This is a genomic window from Metallosphaera sp. D4-4, assembly GCF_046245145.1.
GTDB lineage: Archaea > Thermoproteota > Thermoprotei_A > Sulfolobales > Sulfolobaceae > Metallosphaera > Metallosphaera sedula.
In genome coordinates this window covers 1,764,721-1,783,983 of record NZ_CP176412.1, presented here as the reverse complement: position 1 = coordinate 1,783,983, position 19,263 = coordinate 1,764,721, and the positions used below count along the sequence as shown (strand labels likewise).

Genomic DNA, 19,263 nt, shown 5'->3' with positions numbered 1-19,263 from the left:
CCTCATGCAGATCATGGATAAGGTCAAGAGGATGAGGGAGATAGGCGACGAGTATGAGTCCCTCCTGAACGACGTACTCAATGCTCTCTTCAAGGTGATTCCAAACTGCATGGCCTTGAACATGGACGACTCCCTCATGCCAATTTACGCCATCTCTGCCCTCAAAACTCAGGGCCTACTCGCGTTTCCCTACAACTGTGGAGGCAAGCCTGGCTACGTGGTGATAAAACAGGACGGGAGCGTGGTATTTGAGGATATGGATGGAGAAATCCAGGAAATGGGCAAGTTAGCCTAGGCCTGGAACGCCTTGAGGAACTCGTTGTACTTCTCGTATACTGAAGGGTGCTTCTCCCTTATTCCCTCCAGTATCTCCCTAAGGCCCTTCACTATGTTGGCTGGGTTCTCTATGACGTTCTCCCCAAAGGGGGAATCAAGGTAGACTTTCCCATCCCTGAGCACAATCTGCACGTTTGACACAACTGGTCCCGTTGCTACCTCATACGTGATCTCCTCAGCTATCCTCATCTCGTTCTCCTTAAGGTAAACCATGACGGATATCGCGTTATAACAAAACTCGATTCCGCTTTTCTCCACGTTTACCGACTTAACTCTCATACTACTTTTTCTGTTTTGAAACTTATAACTTTTTTTACTATTATCATCTATATAGCTATTTTAACGTACTTACTTTGAATGATAATCTTAAATTTTGTTGGGCCACATCTACAGCTTATGAAACTTTTGGAACCATTCAATATAGGAGATGTGGAAGTCAGGAATAGGGTTGTAATGTCTCCCATGATATCGAACCTGGGAACGCCTCAGGGTTACCCAAGTGAAGAGCATATTGCTTATCTTTCCAGAAGAGCGATCTCAGCTGGGCTCATCATCACGGAGTACACTTACGTTAACAGAAGGGACGCAAGGGGATCCCCGAACCAATTGGGACTTTACGACGACGAAGTAGTCCCGAAGTTCTCCAGGTTGGTTGACGCCGTTCACGGAAGGGGGTCAAAGGTCTTCGTACAACTGGTTCACGTGGGAAGGAAAACCAGAAGAAGTTTCATCTGGGGGAACGAGCCCATAGCTCCCTCACCGATTCCCGTCATGGATCCTGTTAGGGAAATGACTGAGGACGACATCAACAGGGTTATAGACGACTTCGCCAAGGCCTCAGAGAGGGCGGAAAGGGCAGGATTTGACGGAATTGAGTTACATGGAGCCCACGGTTACCTAATTGCCCAGTTCCTATCCCCTGCCACTAACAAGAGGACAGATAGGTACGCTGACGGAGTGGTTTTCCTAGAGGAACTCATAAAGGAGGTAAGGAGTCGTGTATCCATCCCTGTGGGGTTAAGGATCAGCGTAACGGAATTTGACGACGCGGGACTTACACCTGAGATGGTCTCGAAGATAGTCTCTCGTGTGGAGACCCAACTGGACTACGTTCACCTATCGGCTGGAAGGGACGGACCTCTAGGCTCGTCCATGCCCATGTATTGGAAGAGACCTGCCTTCCTCGAGTACGCCAAGGAAATGCGAAGACCTAGGATCCCTCTTCTCCTCGTGGGATCCGTCATAACCCTGAAGGACGCAGAGGAGGTGCTGGAGGTCGCAGATGCCGTGGTCCTTGGTAGGCAACTCCTTGCAGACCCAGATTGGTTGCCCAAGAGCCTCAAGGGTGAACCCGTGAGATACTGCATACGATGCAATCAGCTGTGCAGGGGATTTGCCAGCAGGGAGGTGAGATGTGACGTCAACCCAGAACTGGGATGGGAGCTTCTTCCCCTAAAACCCGGTACAGGTAGAGTCACAGTGGTGGGAGGAGGACTAACGGGACTAGAGGCTTCTAGGGTTCTGGCAAAGAGGGGGTTCAGGGTAACCCTTCTGGAGCAGGGGGATAGGTTGGGCGGTCAGCTGAACTGGATCATGGATCCCTGGAAGAGGGAGTTCCTCTCCATCGTGGAGTACTACGAGAAGGAGTTGGCCAGACTTAACGTGGAGATACATCTCAATACCAAGGGAAGCAGGGACGAGGGACTATGGGCAGTTCCTGACGGGACACAACCGCAATTCAAGGAAATAAATAACACGGAGGTCCTCATAGACTCAAACCTCTACGCCTACCAGGATTACGCTTTCAAATGGGCTGAGAACAACAAGGTCGCGATCACTGAGAGAAGCCTTCACCATCTAGACAGGACTAGGAGATACCTTCTAGAGAAGGCGTATGCAGAGAGGGGAATCTCAGTGGTCAAGGAGGGAAAGGGAAAGGTGGAGTTCAGGGAGTTCGTTAGGCAACAGCCCACCATAGGGCAAGCCGTGTCCAGAGGGTTCTTCATGGCCCTAGATTACGAACCATGATTAAAAAGATCTAGGAAAGCTTAAATAGTTTAAATCCTACCTACCCTTATGAATTGGAAACTGGTAATACTATCACTAGGAATGTCGTTAACCTTTTGGGATATTTTTAACGTCCCATACATCATAAATTACGCTGGGACGCAGTTTCACGCGTCACCTCTCCTCGCGAGTTTACCCCTTTCCGCTGAGATGATCGGTTATGCCTTGGGTGGGGCCTTGAATGGGCTCCTCTCTAGCCTGAGGGGGAGGAAGCCTGGGCTACTTCTATCCATGGGACTAGTTGCAGTGGGCTCACTTGTGGGGTTCGTGGCGCAATCCTTTTCCTGGCTAATTCCCGCTGAACTGCTAATAGGTCTAGGGATAGAGGGTGAGCTGAGCGTTGTTCCCGCTTACGTGTCGGAGACCGTGAGCCCCGAGAAGAGAGGGAGATCCGTGGGTCTAGTTACGGCATCGGGTTTCCTCACAACCCTGATAGTAGGTCCAATCGCCGTCCTATTGAATGGACAATGGAGGTTCCTCTTCCTGGCAGGCTTGTTAGTTTCTGTGATAGCCCTGATAACTAGGGTCAGATTACCCGAGTCCAGGATGTGGGCTGAGAGGAGAGGTAAGCTCTCATTTGACCTAGGGATAGCCATAATGACCTTAGTGTGGTTTCTGAGTTACTTCACGGGTTACGCCCTTTTTGCAGATCCGGTGTTTCAGTTCATAGGCTCCCATGGCTTCACCAACACCTCGCTCTACTTCACGTACATACTTTACGGAGATCCCCTTGGCGTGGTGTTGGCCACACTCCTAAACGATAAGTTCGAGAGGAAGTTCAGTGTGGCATTGGTTAACATACTCGCAGGCGTTGTCATCGTAGGGTGGTTCTTCTCCAGCGGTTTAACTTTCCTGCTTCTGGGCTTCGCAGAGATGTTCCTGCAGGGTTTCAAGTTCCCGGTAATGTACACCTACACTTCGGAGATATTCGGAACCAAAATAAGGACCCTTGGCTACGGAATTGCTGACGGTTTGGGTCATCTTGGAGGTGCCGTGGGACCAATACTCTTTGCCTCTACCTACATGTCAAACCAGTTGAGCTCATTCCTCATGCTATCTGGCGTCACTGCCTTAGCTGGGGTTATAGTCTTGGCCTGGGGAGTCAAGACGACTGGAAAACCACTGGAACAGATCAGGGGATAACTCGACTTTATTTTTCCTTGAGCTCAATCATGTTAAATGAATCACGTAACGAAGCTGGCCTTTTCCGGTGGGATAAGATCCTTTACGTCATCTCTAATCTGGCCGTATATAGGGTTTGGCCTCTATAAGTACCTTGGTTTGTCCCTGGTTCAGGTCAGCCAGTTCTACTTAACCCAGCTCTTGATCTCGTCGATAGCCTATGTCATTGGGGGATACTTGACAGATTACTTGGGGAGGAGACTGGTGATGACGCTAGCCACATCACTTTCCTCGCTAGTGCTTGTCCTAGCCTTTTTCCTTAACACTGCAGGAGTCATAGGAATGGTTCTGCTCCAGTCAGGATTCAGTAGCATTTATGCTGTAGCTAACATGGCCAGTGTAGGGGACATGGGAGGTAACTTTAAGCAACTTGTGAGGTCGTTTAGTGTAATACGCGTTGGGATCAATGCTGGATGGGCCATAGGTCCTGCAATTGGAGGTTTACTTCTGGGGGATATAGGATTCAAACCACTGCTACTCCTGGGCGGAGTCTTGTCAGTGGTTGCCATTCCCTTTGTGTACTCCCTTCCAGATCACAAGGGGAGGGTTAGGTTCTTCCTTCCCAACAGGAAGTTTGCCATGTTTCTGATACCCACCCTTCTCACCTTTACTGTAATGGGACAGCTGGGATTTCCTCTAGTTACCTACTACAGTGGACTTGGCATTGCGGTCTGGCAGGTGGGTCTCCTCTACGCCGTTAACGGAGGGCTCATTATACTCCTACAGAGATGGATTGGGGAAAGGGTATCTGGAAATTATAGGACCTGGATATCCGTGGGAATGCTCATGTACTCGCTGAGTTACGGGCTTGTGTCTCTGGTCTCTAACGTATGGGAAGCCCTTCTAGACGTCGTGGGAATTACCTTGGCTGAGATGATTGTGTCTCCCCTATCCCAATCCATTTCCACATCCCTAGCTGAAAGTGAGACGAGGGGAACCTACTCCGGGATATACGGACTAGTAAGTTCCATGGGGAGAACCCTTGGCTCCTCCATGTCCGCCTTCCTACTCACTAGGGGAGGAGAAGTAACGTGGTCATCAGTGGGAGGTGTTGGGATAGCCTCAGCTATTCTTTACCTAGCATTGATTTGAGGATATCTAGAAAGCGTTTCCCGTTCTCTAACATCCAGAGATCGTTGTTGAAGAAGACGTAGGTCTCCTCAGGGTTAATTTCGACTATTTTCTTGGCAACGTCAATGAGTTCCTGATCTGTGTAATTGTGAAAGTACCATCTCTCTCTTCCATGCATTCTGAGATACACCACCTTCCCCTGGAATATGTATGTTCCAATGGGCGAATCAACTGATACCAGGGGAACGTTAGGAGGGGATTCAAACCAGGACTTATCCCTGAACTCAAATACAGCGTTGGGCACCTCTTTCAACACGTCTAGGACCCTTCTCTCATTCTCCTCATTCCTCTTGAAGCTCGGAGGTAACTGAAACAGGTAGAACCTTGGATTGAGGTCGCGAAATAGCTCCATGAAGCTCCTCATATCCACGTCCTTGAGCCTCTTTACGTGGGTTATCTCCCTGTGAACCTTTACTGACCACTTCAGGTTAAAGCTCAACCACTCCTTCACAGTTGAAGGTTTAGGTAGCCTGTAAAAGCTCGAGTTTAACTCCACAGCCTGAAAGGGGGTGTTTTCGACATACCACTCCAGAGACCTTCTCTTATTCCACGGGTAGGACCAGCCTGACGTCCCCACGTAAATTTTCATGGGATAAGTTGGAGGGAATTGATAAAAATCTTTGGAATAATCTTCACTTTCCCGCCAGGATTTAGACAGAAATACACGTCATTGAAAGAATCACGAGTATTCTATGCTCGACCTTCCAGTATGTGTGAGACCCGCTGTTCAAGATACTACGCGTGTTAAATCTTCTTGGGGATTAGGGGAGTCAGAACCGTCGATATTACCGCTATCACGAAGAGAACCGTGAACGAGAAGATGAGGTCGTAGTGTAGATCCAGTAACCATGTTACCAGAGCAGTCCCGGCAGCTCCTCCCACTGTGTTTCCAATCCCCCACACGTATGAGTTGGCTACGGTGAAGAAGTTCTTAGGAAATACCTGGCCTATGTAACCTAACAGGATTGGAAACCCTGTGAAGGCTGCGAAAGTGAACAGTGTATAAGAGCTCAAGGAAATGAAAAGGTTCCTTGGAAACACCAGGAAAAGTCCAAAGAACACAAGACTCAAAACGCTACTCAAAAGAAAGGTTGTCCTCCCTCCAAGTCTCTCGGTCAACCAGCCAAACACGGGCTGTCCGAAAACTGATCCCAAGAATCCAACAGTCAAAAATATTCCTGTGAAGGCCTTTGAAAAGTAAACTTGATAGACGAATTCCCCAAGGAAAGTGGTTGTCCCGCTTATGAACATACTTCTCATAAAAACTAGGGCCCCAAGAATTATCAGAAACCTGTAAAACCTTCTATCTAACTTCTCCGTTGCCTTCCTCACTAGACTAGTGCTCCCTCTTCTAACGTTCATAAGTCCGAAGTAAATGACCAGAGTTACCAAGACCATGTAGACCGTAAATATTCCCAACCCCAGGACTTCCCCTAAACCTAGGATAAGGAATGTAATTATTGACGGCATTACCGCTCTTCCTAGACTACCCATGGCACCGTTGATTCCCAAGGCTCTTCCTGAGCTCTTTCCAAAGATCCTGGCAAGTATGGCACCTCCTAGGGGATGGTAAAATGCCTGTCCCGACCCTAGGAGAACCACTCCCAGGGTTATCAGAGGAATAGCTAGTCCCCTATCCAGAAACGAAAGTGCAAAGAGGCCCGTGGCAAGAGCCTCTAGGAATATCCCCAACGCAATAAGTTCCGCGTCGGAATCCCTCTTGTCTGCCACATCACCTATGAGAGGTGAAAGGAGGCCCGACAAAAGCGTGTAAACTATGGCCAGCGCCCCAAGGAACACGACGCTTATCCTTTCGTCAGTAGTATAGTACACAATGAGAAGCGGAAAGACTAGAAAAACACCATCATTTGAGAAGTGCGCCAATGATGTGAATATTAGTGTCCTTAAGCTCTTTGACTCCATGATGAGTATCAATGATACCTAATCGGCTTAAAATCTTTTGCATAAAGATACAAAATTCATGATTTCCTCAATAACTTAAGATTAGAAATCTAAAAATAGAAGTGATCATCCTTGAAACCTGGTGTAGGAAGTTTCTCGCATGTAATGAGCTTGTTGAGGTGATCCAATACGAAAGTCCCTGACAGGATCAACGATGTCCCTATCCCTGAATCTTAAATTAACTTTATAATCATAATTTAAATCAAGATCGAGTGGAAGACGAGGAAGATCATTCAGGAGTTCAGTTTACGCATTCTTACAGTTCTTTAAAAGAGGGGTTATGCGAAATTGATGAATAGATCATTAAGGTGGATGTGGTCTGCACTGGTTTTCGGGGTCTCGAGTGGACCTCTTTCAACGCTCGTTACTCTCAATATAATCGACATGGGCGGAGGTCCACTTATGGTGGCTTACGCCATCACGCTGTCTAACGTGGTCCTGATTCCAGCGTCTATGTTTTGGGGCTTCCTTGCAGATAGGTTTGACAGGAGAAAGCTCATTCTAGCTGGCTTCGGGTTCTCCACCCTCTTTTTAGTGCTAGCATCTCAGAGTAATAGCATACCTGAAATCGACCTGAATTACGCGGGATTTACGTTCTTTTCCACTGCCTATAGCACACCCATGAATTTGCTCATCATGGAGTCGGCCGATAAGAGGAAGTGGGCCACTAGTTTCTCAATGCTCTCGATGCTCTCCTCCATAGGAAACCTGATAGGCCTTCTCTTGTCCACATTTCTAGTTTTAGTTATCAGGATCACGGTAATGTATGCTGTTCTGGCCTTGTTCTCGGCTTCAGCCTTTGTGTTGGCACTTCTCTTCACTCCAAAATCCATGATGCTGGAAAGGACCTCAATGCTCCACAGTATAGAGTCGTTCGCGGTTAGACTCAAGATGCTACCCCTAATTTTCCTTCACAGGCCCAGGCTAACCCTTTTCAAGATGTTCAGCCTAAGCAGGCTTACGAAGAAGCCCATTAACTACGTTCCGCTTCTCTACATTGCAATAACAATCTTCTACATCTCAAGCGGGTTGTTCAATACCCTTTATCCTGCAAGCCTTTACAACGAGGGAATAAACAAGAGCCTTGTCTTGGGCATAATCACCGTGGGAATGCTGTTCCAGATACTGACCTTTCATTTTGTTGGCCATTACCTTGAGGACAGGGATGAAAGGGAGGCGTCCTTTAGGTCCCTGCTCTTGAGGGGGACAGGATATATCGTGATGGGTATATCTCTCGTGACCCCTGTTACTGCAATAGTATTGGGTTTCCTATTTTACCCGCTATCTGCCGGCGTTGCGTTCTCCTTGTTTTATGCAGCTTCCAACACGCTTATCTTTAAGGTGGTTGGTGGACGAAGACAGGGAACCACGCTCGGGGTTTACAGTACATTAGTTGGCATAGCCCTCTTCTCAGGTTCCTTGATCTCAGGCTTTCTCTCAAAGGCTATTGGGTACACTGGAGATTTTATTGTGGCTGGGATCCTGCTCTACCTGTCCGGGAGCATCTTCAAGTACTTGGAGGAAGGATAAGGATATAGGGACAAAACATTTAACACATGAGGATAGGAGAAGGTAATGCAGGTCTTGCTTATTGTTGGCTTAATCTTGCTGGTCTTAGGAGCTGTATTAGTGTTTGGCCTTTATCCTTACCTGGATTCGCAAGCGTCTCAACAGATACTTGAGGGGCTAAACTCAAATATGACGTCTAGGACGCTGACTCCAAACCAAAGCATATCTCTCCCCTATAACGCTAACGGAAGGGCAATCTACATTTTCTTTTATAACTCCACTCCATCTCCCCTAGAGGTTAAGGGAGTTCCAGAAAACGACTCCTCCGTGACCAGCTCAGGCATTTACTACGTTATACCCAACGGCAGTGGTAACATTATCCTCGTGAATAATTGGAGCCAAAATGCCTCCTTGAAATTCTCCTCTACCTACTATCTTGTTAAGGGAGGTGCCTTGCTGGGAATATTAATACTTTCCGGGATTCCCATGCTCATCATTGGTGCATTCGTAACAATATTTGCGCTAGTAAGAAGAAAAAGATAGAGACCCCTTAGGATGTGAGCACCCTAGGAAGAGTTTCCTTAGCCTTTTCTAAATGTTTCCTTATGGATTTCTTAGCTTGACCACTAAGAGGACCTTTATACCACTCTGTTATATCTAAGTTGACCTCATTTCCAACTCTATTGGAGACGAATCTCCATCCAAAACTAATCCTGGTCATGGGTAGTTTCTGATACGCGGTATAGTAAACTATGTCCCCCTTAGGTAAGGGATTCAAGGTAACGTACAAGGGGGTCTCCCAGCTAATAAACCATTTCATGTGAAGAATGTAACTTCCAGGGGCCACATTATCTACTGCCTTAATCTGAGGGACGAAGGACATTAAAATGGTTGGATCTGACAACTTGTCCCTCAACCTCACATCCCCTAGAGTTAGTCGTTCAGTATCGCTTACGCCTTCAATCTCATCTATCTTCGCCGAACCCCTCTCCTTGTAAATAATGAACTTCACATATTCGCCTTCCTTCACTGTTTCGTATCTAAGACCAAGCGACTTACATAGTGAGGGCAAAGTAACGTCAATTGCAGGCTCGTGATCCGTTAAAACAACCAGTTTACCTGAGGGGATCTTTTGGAGCTCCTTAGCAGCCCTCATCTCAGGGATCGGACACTCCTCCCCTCTCACATCCAAGACGAACTCCTGCGAATTGGTTGACGCGATGTAAAATCACCTCATAGCCTTCTATATTATACTTAAAAGATCTTCTAGTTATTAAACTTATGTATTCTAAAAAGTCTTATATCGTTAAAAGGTATTACATAGAATTATTATAATTTACTTTTAATAAGGAAACTAGATTTTTGAACGTCAAAAGACGTAAAAGAGTTTAAACAAGAAAATTAGCTTGTAGCCTAGAACAAGTTACAAGGTACTAAGTTTTCAATCCCCCCTCTAGCGTCGAGGATTTTCAGAGTCCTCCAGAATTACTCTCACTTCTCCGTTGAGCCTAGGCCCACCGAACTTATTCCTCACAGGTCTTAGGATAGAATTCACTGTCCTCTCCCCACTAAGTAACGAGGACTTATACACGAAGAGGACGTTTTCCGGCAAGTCAGCCCTTACGAACTTAACCCTTATCCTCCCACCTTCACCCTCTAGAAAGCCTTCTCCCTCATACTTTCCTGAGTATATCACAGCCTCCCTTTTCCCGTAAATTTCCGTGAATTGGGAATTGGTGTAATTGGGATGGGCAGAGAACACCAGAACTTCTCCCCTTGGTAGTCCTAACTCCTCGGGAGATGGAAACGGATCTACGCTTGCTTTCTCGGGCGTAATGAAGGGTTTGATCTTAACCATTCCCTTCCTTCTCAACTCCTCAACTGTGGTTCCGGTTTTCCTGATCGCCACGTTTACAGCATCCCATGGATCCTCACTAAGCAAGGGATGATCGAGTTCCAGTTCCCAAGATAGTGCATGCATAAGCTCCACCTCCGTTATTCCTTTCTTAGGTCTCAAGGGGGTATTGTAAACGAGGTAGGGATGCCAATAGCTATACACAACGTCCTCCTTTTCCAGGAAAGTGGAACCCGGTATGACCACATTGGCGATTTTTGCAGTCTCTGACCAGAAGGGGTCATGGACCACGAGGAGAAGTTTTCCGCTCTCCACAGCCTCCCTTATCCTGTTCCCACCGGGTAGGGTAACCACGGGGTTAGAGTTCCAGACAAATAGGACCTTGAACCTGTCCAGGTTATAACCAACCTCCCCCATACCCACAGTTTTAGGTTGAAAGACGTGAGTACCGCGAAGATACTGGAAATCAATACCCCATCCCCCAGAGTTCGAGTAGTAGAAACCCCTCTTCACGCCGAGAACTGCCGGTATCAGTGAAATTAGTCCCGCAGAGTGACCCCCGTTCCACGACCTCCCAATGGCGAAACCTATCACTGTGAGCGGGTGATAATATGCGTAAAGGTCCGCCAGCTCCCTCACTTGATCCTCGCTCAAGTTCACGGCGGAGAGGAGTTCATCCATATCAAATTTTTCCAGCCTCTTTCTGAGAAGCTCCAGGTCCACGAGATCAGGTTTAGCGTAACCCTGTTCGAGGAATATCTTCATGAGAGCAATTGCCAAGTAAGCGTCACTGCCAGGTCTTATTACGTAGGCCTTTTCGCTCCTCTTTGCAGTCTCACTCATTCTGACGTCAATCGCGATCTTGTATTTGTCCTTGAAAATCCTCCAGCCATGGATGAAGCTGAAGACCGCCTCTGAACCCCAAAAGGCAACTGCGGAAAATTTCTCCATGTCCTCTGGAAGAGCCCCCATACTGGTTCCGTAATGAGCCTTGATCCCCTCATGACCTTCCAGGCTACAGATGGAGTAATCCGTGCTGACAGCTCCTATCACGTTCCATAACCTCGCTGGGTAATACCAGGTCAGAAGACCCTGATTACCATCATATTCCACGTGAAGGATTTCGTCAGGTTTCACTCCCCTTAAGGCTCTTGAGATTAGGGAGACTGCTTGCTCTAGACCAACCTGCTTTCCATCCACGTAGGCCGAGTCCACCCTATTCATCTCGTTTCTTCTTAGATCCATCCTTCCCCTGGAGCAGGTGAAACCAAAGGTAGGTTCACCCTTCACTGGTTGATAATTCTCGTCAAAGACGCACGTATCGTAACAGTCCCTAGTACACGCTATCATGAGTACGAATCCACATTATAGCTTTTAAACGTCATTTATGATCTTTACCCATGGATAAGGCAGAAATTCTCATGGAAGCGTACACGTCACGAAAGGAGATACAGCCCTTCGACTTGACCGAGGATGAGGCCAAGATTGTGGGAGAGAGATTTGCCCAGATGCTTGTGGAGAAGGAGGGCCTTGGGGGCTACAAGATAACCAAGTCAGGTTTGTGGGGGGTCCTCACTAAGAGAATGATCTCGAAGAGCGAGCTAGAGCTATGGTTCAAGACTCACAAACTCGAGGTGGAAATTATTGCCCTTGTGGAGAACGGGAGAGTCCTAAGAACCTACCTGGGACTTGAGGTCCCTGCAACTAGGTTTACCACGTGGGATCTTCCTAAGCACTACATGATTGCAGATGATGCCTTCGCGGGGAGGCTTTTCGTGGGGAAAGAGATAGAGCCCCCCTACGGACACTTCAAACTTTTCATTAACGGGGAACTTGTGGGTGAGGGAGCTCCCACTTACAACCCGCAGAACGTGGTCAAGCCAGACCAGACAGGGTATGTCTCCTGTGGAGCCTTTATTGGACCAGTGAAGATCTCGAAGGGAGACCTCATCAGGGTAGAAGGTAAGAAGACTATCCAGGTTAGGGCAACCTAATTCGCGAATCTAAGTCGCGAAAAACTTTATAGATTTCTAACCATCCTGGGAGAGGATGAAGTACTACTGGCTCCTGCTGTTGGCCTTTCTAGTCATAGGCATAGCTGTGAAGGTAGTGTCTGAGCCTAACATGCCTCTGAACGTGTATCTTTTCAAGTTAATCAATTATCACCAGGTGGGTGCTCTTAACCCGGTCATGGTGTTCCTGTCAAAGTACGGGAGAGAATATGTGTGGATTCCGTTAACTGCAATCCTTCTGGTCTTCAAAAAGACAAGGAGAATTGCAATTACCCTCGCTGCGTCATTTATCTTAGCTATAATTGTGGGAGAGATTAGCAAGTACGCCTTTGCCCAGGGAAGGCCATTCCTCTACGTCCATCCGGATTACCTCCTAGTTCCGCCGCCTACTGACTACAGTTTCCCATCGGGGCATGCCTTAATCGTGAGCGATGGAGCACTTGTCCTAGCCAGGATGGCTCCCAGATGGCTTTGGATCATCATGATGATAGAGGCACTTTTAGTGTCCTACTCAAGGGTCTACGTTGGTGTTCACTGGCCCTATGACGTCATAGCAGGTTGGCTCTTGGGAGGATGGACCTCCCTTCTAACGGTGGACCTAGAAAGGAGAGGAACTCTGGCCTTTGTTGAGAAGTTCCTTAAGGCATGATTATTTCAAGGAGTAGATACTAAAGCTTTTTTAACTTTGGTATTTACCAATTGTTATGGCATCGCTGACGTGGAGAAACGTAATAGTCTCAGGGATGGGAGTTCTCACTGACGGGTATAATCTTTACTCGATCTCCCTCACTTCGTTCTTCATTCCCTCTTCTTTCACATTCTCCAGTGCCGAGCTTGGATTACTCGTGGCAGGGTCATATTACGGTGCTGCGATCGCTGCTCTTCTGTTTGGTCTCCTAGCTGACAGGATAGGAAGAAAGAGGATTTACGGCTTTGATGTCCTGATCATGGCCATAGGGGCAGGACTGCAGGCCTTCTCACAGTCCTATCTGGAGCTCTTTTTAGCTAGGTTAATTCTTGGAGTGGGCATAGGGGCAGATTACGTCCTTTCACCTGTCATAGTAGCTGAGAATGCGGAGGGAAGGAACAGGGGAAAGGCGATGGTAGTGACCTTTGCCGTTATGTGGGGTCTCGGTGCAGTAATTGCTGCCTTCGTGGAACAGATGGGCTTACTAGCCCACCTTCCTGCAACCCTACTCTGGAGAGTAGTTCTGGGAATGGGTGCTATTCCAGCGATTTCAGTCTTCTTTCTGAGGAGGAAGATATACGAGACAATGTTGTTCGTGTCCAGGGTCAACCCAGAGCACCAGGATGTGTCCAAGATAGAGCAGGAATTGGGGAAACCCCTGCCCAAGGCTAAGGACACAACCCCATTCTTGAGGAGGCTTTCCTCTTCTGCACTGTTAATCGTGGCAGCCTCTGTCCTCTGGCTACTTTACGACATGTACTCCTCGACCTTTGCCATTTTCGGCCCTATTACGATAGCCTCCAATCTGGGACTCTCTCCCATAGAGTTCACGTATGTCGCGCAGTTCTTTGCGGGAATTCCGGGACAGTTAATATGCATCTATCTTGTGGACAAAATAGGGAGAAAGCCCTTAATCGTGATAGGCTACACTGGAGTGGCCCTATGGCTTTTCGCCTATTCCCTTCTACTGGAGGATCCTAGAATCTTTGGACTTCCGGAGGCTCAACTCTCCGTGTCCAAGTTAGTGGGAGAGGCTGCGGTTCTGGGTTTTTCGTTTTACATGCTAAACTACCTCTTCTCGGCCATAGGTCCGGCATCAATCATAGGCTCGGCGATGGTGACGCCTGAGCTAGTTCCCACTAAGGTTAGGGCAACTAGCCAGGCCATAAGCGTCAGCGTCGACAGATTGGCTACTGCCCTTAACATAACTGCCTTCCCGTTACTTCTCTCGCATTATGGACTAGGAGCTATGGTTGGATTTTATGCAGGAATAGCACTAATTTCCACCATAATAACACTCTTCGTCATTCCCGAAACAAAGGGACAGGAATTAGAGAAAGTTGTTAAGGAGAGAAACGTGGGAGAGGGATTATAAGGAAAATGCGTGGGAAATCCATTTTTATGGAACCGTTCTACTTTAAGAGTTATGATAGAGTAATAGGTGTAGCGAGGGACCTACCAGAGCTCGAGAGGGAACTGGCTAGGCTCTCAAGAGAGGATCCGGCCTGTGTGGAATACCATCTAAAGGAGGGGCATATTGTTGCTTGGCTAAATTATATTGGGGAAAGGGGATTGGCTGAAATCCTAAGGGGAGTCTCTAGCCCCAGGGAGGCCCTCTCCAGGATCTCAGAGTTCAGGGCTATACCAAGAAGGGAGAGAAATAGAAGGCAAAAAACTAGAAAGGCTAGCATCTAAGCTTTCTTGCGACTTCGGTAATCCTTTTACCCATGAACCTAGCTATGGCCTTTTCGTTATCATCCAAGTTTTTCATGCTTCCGAGATGGCTGGGACCATAGGGAGAGCCTCCAGTGGTTGTTGTGGATATCTCCTTTATTGCATAGCCCAATGGGACTATCACCATTCCCTGATGATAGGCATAGGCACTCATGGTTAGGATAGTGCTCTCGTGACCTCCATGAATGGTAGCGGCCTCTGTGAAGAACCCCACGGGCTTTCCATAAAGGGCACCTTTTAACCAGAGGTCCCTGGTCTGGTCTAAGAAAAACTTCAGCTGACCAGTGATGTTGCCGTACCTGGTGGGGGATCCCATAACTATTCCATCAGCCCATTCCAGATCCTGCATTGTGGCTTCTGGGATCTTCTCTATCCTAGATAGATCCACATTGAACTTGGCTACAACTTCCTTGGGGAAAAGTTCTGGAACCCTTACTACCTTAACCTCAGCTCCCTCTGCCTTAGCTCCCTCAGCTATTTCCATGGCTAGGTCAACTATACTACCGTAGCCATAGAATAGTACAAGTATTTTGGGACAAGCCATAGGAAGGTCCTCATTCATGCAATCTTAAAAGATTTACTAAAAGTTAAACTTTAAAATATTAAACTCCATAATTTTCCTTTCAATTTCATTATGATACCTCAATAAGTATCATTAAGGGAAAAGTTTGGCAAAAATATTTATTCATGGGTAACATTGATACCTAGATAACCATGTTAAAGGTAATAGCTGCACCTGGACCAGTTTCCTACCCCATGATAGCCTCTACAATGAAAAACAAGGATATCATTATTGATTTCGGAAAGGATGGTAGCGCTGACGTGATACTGGACTCCACAGTCTCTCTCGTGAGGAGAGGATTGAGGACAGACTACGTAACGATAAAGGGACTCATGGTAGTGTCGCCGGACGTGGGGAAGAGAATTGGAGTCTGGAGGAAGGGAAGTGCTGCAGATGTATTAACAAGGGCCCTCCTAGACATGAAGGGAATAAGGGGAGAAGTAGTATACGCCGACGAGATGCCCAGGCTAGTAGAGATGCTGAACAAGAAGGAAGTAGACTCCATAGTGATTGCCTCGCCCTTCGCTAAGGGAAAGACCTTCGAGGAGTTACTTGGAATACCTGGAAGCTGTGGAGCTAGCGTCAACGCCAACCACGAGGAGTTCATCTCAGCCTACTCTGAGGGTATCGAGCTCATGAAGCAGGACCCACAGGGGGTAGCGGAGTACGTGTCCAAGAAGTTACCCATACAGGCAAATCTACAGATGATAGTTAACCTACCCAAGACCACCGTCCTGACCGTGGAGAGGCTAAAGGACAATTCGCAGTTCGAGAACTTAGTCAAGAAGTATCTGTAAAGAAGTTCATCTCTTTTTTGGAATATCCACTAGATATTTTCTATAAAAAGAATTAGTTTTTTAAATGTAAACCAGTTAAGTTGTTCATGGACCTAAAACAGATTCTAACTCCAAGTAATTCGATTCTGGTTGTATGGGACGTACAGAACGGATTGGTGAAGGGGATTTTCAACAGAGATCAGTTTGTAAGTGGTCTGGAAAGGACAATTGGAGCTGCTAGGAAAGCAAGGATACCTATCGTGTATACCAAGATAACGCCCTATCCAAGTGGATTCGAACCCTACGCATCAAGGGTCTCATCAAGACAGTTCAGATTCACAAGTGAGGACCTGGAACTTTACGTCAAGCCTGCTGAAGGTGAGATAGTCCTTCCGAAGAACACATGGAGTATCTTTGTGGGAACTAATTTCGAGCTCCTGCTTAGGAACTCTGGAAGAAATGCCATAATCTTCACAGGGATTGCCACGGAAATAGGAGTAGAGACCAGCGCTAGACATGCCTTTGCCTTGGGTTTCATGCCCGTTATTGTGAGTGATGCGGTTTCCTCATTCAATAGGGAAGGGCATGAAAGGTCCCTAACAAACATGAAGGACTTCTTCCCAATGATTACATCGCAGGAGTTAGAAAAAATACTACAGTAAAACAGGAGTGAACTTCCTTTCAAGCTAGTAATTTTAGTAAGAAATTCAGAATTTTTGTTTACCCATACAGTCTAAGGAGTGCGGTTCTCCTCGCTTTCCTGTTTTCATAAAAGTCTAGAACATGTTTAAATCTTTGTACTTCCTATCCACGTATATGTATGTATTTACGATCGACCAATCATCATCCAACATGGTCCGTTCCGTTGGCAGGAAAGCTGCTTACCTAGGCGAACTTACGAGGATGGGGATTAGGGTACCATGGGGATTCGTGATCACCAGGTCCGCTTTCCGTAGGTTCATGGAGATAAATAGGGACAAGATCAGCGACGCGCTTAAGGGCGTTAACCTTGAGGATCCAAGAGACTTGGAGAGAAGATATGAGACGATCAAAGAGATCATGACTCAAACCGAGATACCCTTGGACATTTCCCTTGAGATAGAACACTTCTCCAGGGAGATCTCCACAGATTTGGTGGCCGTAAGGCCTACAATAACTTCGAGCATGTCAGGGCCAAGCTTTGCTGGGGAAACGGAAACTTTCCTTTACGTGAATAAGGTGGACCTTCCCTTTTACGTGAAGCAAGCGTGGGCAAGTTACTTTAATCCCAGGTCGTTGGCGTACAGGATTGCCCAGGGAATGCCGTTGGAGATTGCTGTCCTCGTACAGGAGATGGTAAACCCAGAGTCGGCCGGAACAGCTTTCACAATTCATCCAGTAACTGGAAATCCAAACTGGGTAGTGATCGAATCCTCTTGGGGATTGGGACAGGCAGTGACCAGGGGATTGGTCACGCCAGATCGTTTCGTGTTACCTAAAAGGGATAGAATAATAGTCGAGAAAAGCATAGGGCATAAACACGTAATGCTGAAATTTGACCCCAGGTTTGGGGGGATAAGGGAGATTCCCCTGGGAGGAAAGGCCATGGAACCTAGCCTGAGCGATGAGAAGGCCATAGAGCTGGCCAATCTATCCCTGAGGATAGAGGAGTTCTTCGGGAGACATGTTAACCTGGAGTGGGCACTTCAGGATAACAAGCTGTATATCCTTGAGGTGAGGGGAGTCAAGACCATGTGGGAGGAGATCTAGGGGCTTGAGTAACTTAACGGTCTCTCACCACTTCCCCCTAGGCTATCTTGTTCTCTCTACCACAACCTGCACCACGGAGAGTCCTCCTTTCTTCATGTAGTTCCACCCCTCAGTCAAAGCGATTTTTGCCTCCTCTGGAGTTTCGGCTAGTTTGAAGTAACCACCGAAGGCCCTCACAGTTTCGCCTATGTTATATCTCTTGAAATCTGCACCTGGGAACATCCTCTTTGCCTTTGCAAGTCCCTCAGGAAAAACCTCCTCCACAGCTTCAGCAGAGGCTAACCACCCAGAGTTATCGTAAATGACTACCATTGCAGGTAGGCCGTACGTTGAAGCTACGTAGTAGAAAGCTTCGGGAACTCCAAAAATGAAGGAGCCATCTCCTGTGGTAATAATGACGTCCCTGTCTGTGGCCATTTTAATACCTAGACCAGCTCCGAGCGCCCATCCTAGGTAGCCCTCCGAAAGGTCGCCATAATACTCCCCGAACTCGAAATTACCGTATCTGGGGTTGAATGGGTATTCGTTGACCACGACAGCCCTGAAGCTTGAGACGTAGCTAGAGAGTAGCCTTGGGTGAACACTCGATGAGTTCTCAAGGCTCGAGATTTCCCTCCTCTTGGCCTCCCTCTGCCTCTTTACTCTCTCCCTAATTTCCTCACCCCACTTGTCTTTTCCGCGTATATGGATCTCCTTCAAGGCGAGAGGAGTTGATTGAATGCATACGTCACACGGAAAGCCATAATAGGGTATGTAGGTATAGGCTGGTTCTACGTCAATCTTTATCACTGGAGCCTTTACCTTGACTCTCTTGGGTATCCAGGGAACTTCAGACTCCACGATTATGATAAGGTCTGGCTCATCTAAGTTCAGCTTGTCCAAGGCCATGTCCCCAGCTGAGGGATAATTGACCACCTCTCCCACATAGTTTAGGACAGGTGCCCCTAGCCTGTCCGCGAACTCCCTCAAGGAATCATACCATTCCCTTCTTCTGCCTCCCCTCCATGTAATGATGGCCGGTCTCTCGGATTCCTCTATTAATTTCTCTGCTTTGGCTATTGCCTCCCTAGACGGACCTGGCTCGTAGGGTGACATGTTCACCTTCACCGGTTTAGCCTGGCTTACGCTAACCTCTCTTGGCAAGGTTAGATAAACTGGCCCCTTAGGCTCACTTTGAGCTATTTGAAGTGCCCTCCTAACCGCCACTGAGGTCTGGCCTGGATCCCTTATCTCAAAGTCCCACTTCAGGTATTGCCTCCCAAACTCGCCCTGATCCCGTGCCTCCTGTGTCCAATGTATTCTAAGGTTTCTGCTGGCTGTACTTCCTTCCTCAGTATAAGGAGATCTCCCCGCTAAGACCAGAAGTGGGATCCTACTGGTGAAGGCGTTACTCACTATTCCTAGAGCGTTCAGGGTTCCAGGCACTGTGTGAACAGCTACTACTCCCATCTTACCTCCCAAGGAGTAACCTAGAGCCATTGCAGAGGCTGTAATCTCGTGTGGAACCACGATAAAGTCGGGTAAGTTAGGATCCCTAACCTTTTCCTCTATAAAGGACGCGTAATCTGTGCCTGACACCATGAAGATCTTATCAATGCCTTCCTCCTTGAGATGAGCTAGGATAAGTCCTGCGCTGGACCTAGCTGTTGTCTGTTCCATGGCTTATTTATAATGATCAAATAGTTAAGTTCTACCGTGAA

Annotated in this window: 20 protein-coding genes; 13 read left to right on the top strand and 7 right to left on the bottom strand. The window is 47.4% G+C overall.

Features of this window, described 5'->3' with window-relative positions:
• Positions 1-4: 4 nt before the first annotated feature.
• Positions 5-295 (top strand): hypothetical protein, encoded by a 291-nt coding sequence (locus ACI49J_RS09640; RefSeq protein WP_240254324.1) that lies wholly within the window; start codon positions 5-7, stop codon positions 293-295.
• Here ACI49J_RS09640 and ACI49J_RS09635 read toward each other — a convergent pair.
• Positions 292-615 (bottom strand): hypothetical protein, encoded by a 324-nt coding sequence (locus ACI49J_RS09635; protein ID WP_240254326.1) that lies wholly within the window; start codon positions 613-615, stop codon positions 292-294. The genes ACI49J_RS09640 and ACI49J_RS09635 overlap by 4 nt on opposite strands.
• A 117-nt stretch (positions 616-732) precedes the next feature.
• Here ACI49J_RS09635 and ACI49J_RS09630 point away from each other — a divergent pair, with 117 nt between their 5' ends.
• The 3 genes from ACI49J_RS09630 to ACI49J_RS09620 are packed head-to-tail and all read left to right on the top strand — an operon-like array spanning position 733 to position 4,677.
• Positions 733-2,364, top strand: a complete 1,632-nt coding sequence (locus tag ACI49J_RS09630; protein ID WP_240254328.1) for an NAD(P)-binding protein — start codon at positions 733-735, stop codon at positions 2,362-2,364.
• Between the two features lie 48 nt (positions 2,365-2,412).
• Positions 2,413-3,546: an MFS transporter gene (locus ACI49J_RS09625; RefSeq protein ID WP_240254329.1), complete on the top strand. Its 1,134-nt coding sequence runs from the start codon at positions 2,413-2,415 to the stop codon at positions 3,544-3,546.
• A 36-nt stretch (positions 3,547-3,582) separates the two neighbouring features.
• Positions 3,583-4,677: an MFS transporter gene (locus ACI49J_RS09620; RefSeq protein ID WP_240254330.1), complete on the top strand. Its 1,095-nt coding sequence runs from the start codon at positions 3,583-3,585 to the stop codon at positions 4,675-4,677.
• On the opposite strand, the gene ACI49J_RS09615 is transcribed toward ACI49J_RS09620, so the two are convergent.
• Both ACI49J_RS09615 and ACI49J_RS09610 read right to left on the bottom strand, forming a co-directional pair.
• Complete coding sequence (locus ACI49J_RS09615; RefSeq protein ID WP_240254331.1) at positions 4,652-5,305, bottom strand: DUF72 domain-containing protein; 654 nt, start codon at positions 5,303-5,305, stop codon at positions 4,652-4,654. The genes ACI49J_RS09620 and ACI49J_RS09615 overlap by 26 nt on opposite strands.
• 155 nt (positions 5,306-5,460) lie before the next feature.
• The gene (locus tag ACI49J_RS09610; protein WP_342781136.1) at positions 5,461-6,639 is read right to left on the bottom strand and encodes an MFS transporter; all 1,179 of its coding nucleotides are present in this window, start codon (positions 6,637-6,639) and stop codon (positions 5,461-5,463) included.
• 330 nt (positions 6,640-6,969) lie between these two features.
• Here ACI49J_RS09610 and ACI49J_RS09605 point away from each other — a divergent pair, with 330 nt between their 5' ends.
• Positions 6,970-8,208: an MFS transporter gene (locus ACI49J_RS09605; protein WP_240254333.1), complete on the top strand. Its 1,239-nt coding sequence runs from the start codon at positions 6,970-6,972 to the stop codon at positions 8,206-8,208.
• Between the two features lie 45 nt (positions 8,209-8,253).
• On the top strand, positions 8,254-8,730 hold the full coding sequence (locus ACI49J_RS09600) for a hypothetical protein (protein WP_240254335.1): 477 nt from the start codon (positions 8,254-8,256) through the stop codon (positions 8,728-8,730).
• 7 nt (positions 8,731-8,737) lie between these two features.
• Here ACI49J_RS09600 and ACI49J_RS09595 read toward each other — a convergent pair whose 3' ends face one another.
• Positions 8,738-9,373 (bottom strand): sulfurtransferase TusA family protein, encoded by a 636-nt coding sequence (locus tag ACI49J_RS09595; protein WP_240254459.1) that lies wholly within the window; start codon positions 9,371-9,373, stop codon positions 8,738-8,740.
• A gap of 267 nt (positions 9,374-9,640) precedes the next feature.
• A complete protein-coding gene (locus ACI49J_RS09590) occupies positions 9,641-11,392 on the bottom strand; it encodes a molybdopterin-dependent oxidoreductase (protein WP_240254337.1) in 1,752 nt (583 codons plus the stop codon).
• Between the two features lie 50 nt (positions 11,393-11,442).
• On the opposite strand from ACI49J_RS09590, the gene ACI49J_RS09585 reads away from it, so the two are divergent.
• The 4 genes from ACI49J_RS09585 to ACI49J_RS09570 are packed head-to-tail and all read left to right on the top strand — an operon-like array spanning position 11,443 to position 14,437.
• On the top strand, positions 11,443-12,036 hold the full coding sequence (locus ACI49J_RS09585; protein WP_240254339.1) for a 2-keto-4-pentenoate hydratase: 594 nt from the start codon (positions 11,443-11,445) through the stop codon (positions 12,034-12,036).
• 55 nt (positions 12,037-12,091) lie between these two features.
• Positions 12,092-12,703, top strand: a complete 612-nt coding sequence (locus tag ACI49J_RS09580) for a phosphatase PAP2 family protein (protein ID WP_240254341.1) — start codon at positions 12,092-12,094, stop codon at positions 12,701-12,703.
• Between the two features lie 55 nt (positions 12,704-12,758).
• Positions 12,759-14,117 carry an MFS transporter gene (locus tag ACI49J_RS09575; RefSeq protein WP_240254343.1) on the top strand — a complete coding sequence of 453 codons (1,359 nt, stop codon included), beginning with the start codon at positions 12,759-12,761 and terminating at the stop codon, positions 14,115-14,117.
• A gap of 26 nt (positions 14,118-14,143) precedes the next feature.
• The gene (locus tag ACI49J_RS09570) at positions 14,144-14,437 is read left to right on the top strand and encodes a hypothetical protein (RefSeq protein WP_240254344.1); all 294 of its coding nucleotides are present in this window, start codon (positions 14,144-14,146) and stop codon (positions 14,435-14,437) included.
• On the opposite strand, the gene wrbA is transcribed toward ACI49J_RS09570, so the two are convergent.
• A complete protein-coding gene (gene wrbA, locus ACI49J_RS09565; protein WP_318552106.1) occupies positions 14,427-15,020 on the bottom strand; it encodes an NAD(P)H:quinone oxidoreductase in 594 nt (197 codons plus the stop codon). The genes ACI49J_RS09570 and wrbA overlap by 11 nt on opposite strands.
• A gap of 170 nt (positions 15,021-15,190) precedes the next feature.
• Between wrbA and ACI49J_RS09560 the strand changes: the two genes are divergently transcribed.
• The 3 genes from ACI49J_RS09560 (at position 15,191) to ACI49J_RS09550 (ending at position 17,563) form a co-directional block, all read left to right on the top strand.
• Positions 15,191-15,835 carry a DUF3834 domain-containing protein gene (locus tag ACI49J_RS09560; RefSeq protein WP_240254346.1) on the top strand — a complete coding sequence of 215 codons (645 nt, stop codon included), beginning with the start codon at positions 15,191-15,193 and terminating at the stop codon, positions 15,833-15,835.
• 86 nt (positions 15,836-15,921) lie between these two features.
• Entirely contained in the window at positions 15,922-16,476 is a 555-nt protein-coding gene (locus ACI49J_RS09555) for an isochorismatase family cysteine hydrolase (RefSeq protein ID WP_012020395.1), read from the top strand.
• Positions 16,477-16,666: 190 nt separating this feature from the next.
• The gene (locus ACI49J_RS09550; protein WP_144418724.1) at positions 16,667-17,563 is read left to right on the top strand and encodes a PEP/pyruvate-binding domain-containing protein; all 897 of its coding nucleotides are present in this window, start codon (positions 16,667-16,669) and stop codon (positions 17,561-17,563) included.
• A 42-nt stretch (positions 17,564-17,605) separates the two neighbouring features.
• Here ACI49J_RS09550 and ACI49J_RS09545 read toward each other — a convergent pair whose 3' ends face one another.
• Positions 17,606-19,222: a thiamine pyrophosphate-requiring protein gene (locus ACI49J_RS09545; RefSeq protein ID WP_240254347.1), complete on the bottom strand. Its 1,617-nt coding sequence runs from the start codon at positions 19,220-19,222 to the stop codon at positions 17,606-17,608.
• Positions 19,223-19,263: the final 41 nt, after the last annotated feature.

Bases quoted from the DNA above. Each gene is read 5' to 3' on its own strand.
- ACI49J_RS09640 (WP_240254324.1), top strand. From the start codon at position 5: ATGCAGATCATGGATAAGGTCAAGAGGATGAGGGAGATAGGCGACGAG.
- ACI49J_RS09635 (WP_240254326.1), bottom strand. From the start codon at position 615: ATGAGAGTTAAGTCGGTAAACGTGGAGAAAAGCGGAATCGAGTTTTGT.
- ACI49J_RS09630 (WP_240254328.1), top strand. From the start codon at position 733: ATGAAACTTTTGGAACCATTCAATATAGGAGATGTGGAAGTCAGGAAT.
- ACI49J_RS09625 (WP_240254329.1), top strand. From the start codon at position 2,413: ATGAATTGGAAACTGGTAATACTATCACTAGGAATGTCGTTAACCTTT.
- ACI49J_RS09620 (WP_240254330.1), top strand. From the start codon at position 3,583: ATGAATCACGTAACGAAGCTGGCCTTTTCCGGTGGGATAAGATCCTTT.
- ACI49J_RS09615 (WP_240254331.1), bottom strand. From the start codon at position 5,305: ATGAAAATTTACGTGGGGACGTCAGGCTGGTCCTACCCGTGGAATAAG.
- ACI49J_RS09610 (WP_342781136.1), bottom strand. From the start codon at position 6,639: ATGGAGTCAAAGAGCTTAAGGACACTAATATTCACATCATTGGCGCAC.
- ACI49J_RS09605 (WP_240254333.1), top strand. From the start codon at position 6,970: ATGAATAGATCATTAAGGTGGATGTGGTCTGCACTGGTTTTCGGGGTC.
- ACI49J_RS09600 (WP_240254335.1), top strand. From the start codon at position 8,254: ATGCAGGTCTTGCTTATTGTTGGCTTAATCTTGCTGGTCTTAGGAGCT.
- ACI49J_RS09590 (WP_240254337.1), bottom strand. From the start codon at position 11,392: ATGATAGCGTGTACTAGGGACTGTTACGATACGTGCGTCTTTGACGAG.
- ACI49J_RS09585 (WP_240254339.1), top strand. From the start codon at position 11,443: ATGGATAAGGCAGAAATTCTCATGGAAGCGTACACGTCACGAAAGGAG.
- ACI49J_RS09580 (WP_240254341.1), top strand. From the start codon at position 12,092: ATGAAGTACTACTGGCTCCTGCTGTTGGCCTTTCTAGTCATAGGCATA.
- ACI49J_RS09575 (WP_240254343.1), top strand. From the start codon at position 12,759: ATGGCATCGCTGACGTGGAGAAACGTAATAGTCTCAGGGATGGGAGTT.
- ACI49J_RS09570 (WP_240254344.1), top strand. From the start codon at position 14,144: ATGGAACCGTTCTACTTTAAGAGTTATGATAGAGTAATAGGTGTAGCG.
- wrbA (WP_318552106.1), bottom strand. From the start codon at position 15,020: ATGGCTTGTCCCAAAATACTTGTACTATTCTATGGCTACGGTAGTATA.
- ACI49J_RS09560 (WP_240254346.1), top strand. From the start codon at position 15,191: ATGTTAAAGGTAATAGCTGCACCTGGACCAGTTTCCTACCCCATGATA.
- ACI49J_RS09555 (WP_012020395.1), top strand. From the start codon at position 15,922: ATGGACCTAAAACAGATTCTAACTCCAAGTAATTCGATTCTGGTTGTA.
- ACI49J_RS09550 (WP_144418724.1), top strand. From the start codon at position 16,667: ATGGTCCGTTCCGTTGGCAGGAAAGCTGCTTACCTAGGCGAACTTACG.
- ACI49J_RS09545 (WP_240254347.1), bottom strand. From the start codon at position 19,222: ATGGAACAGACAACAGCTAGGTCCAGCGCAGGACTTATCCTAGCTCAT.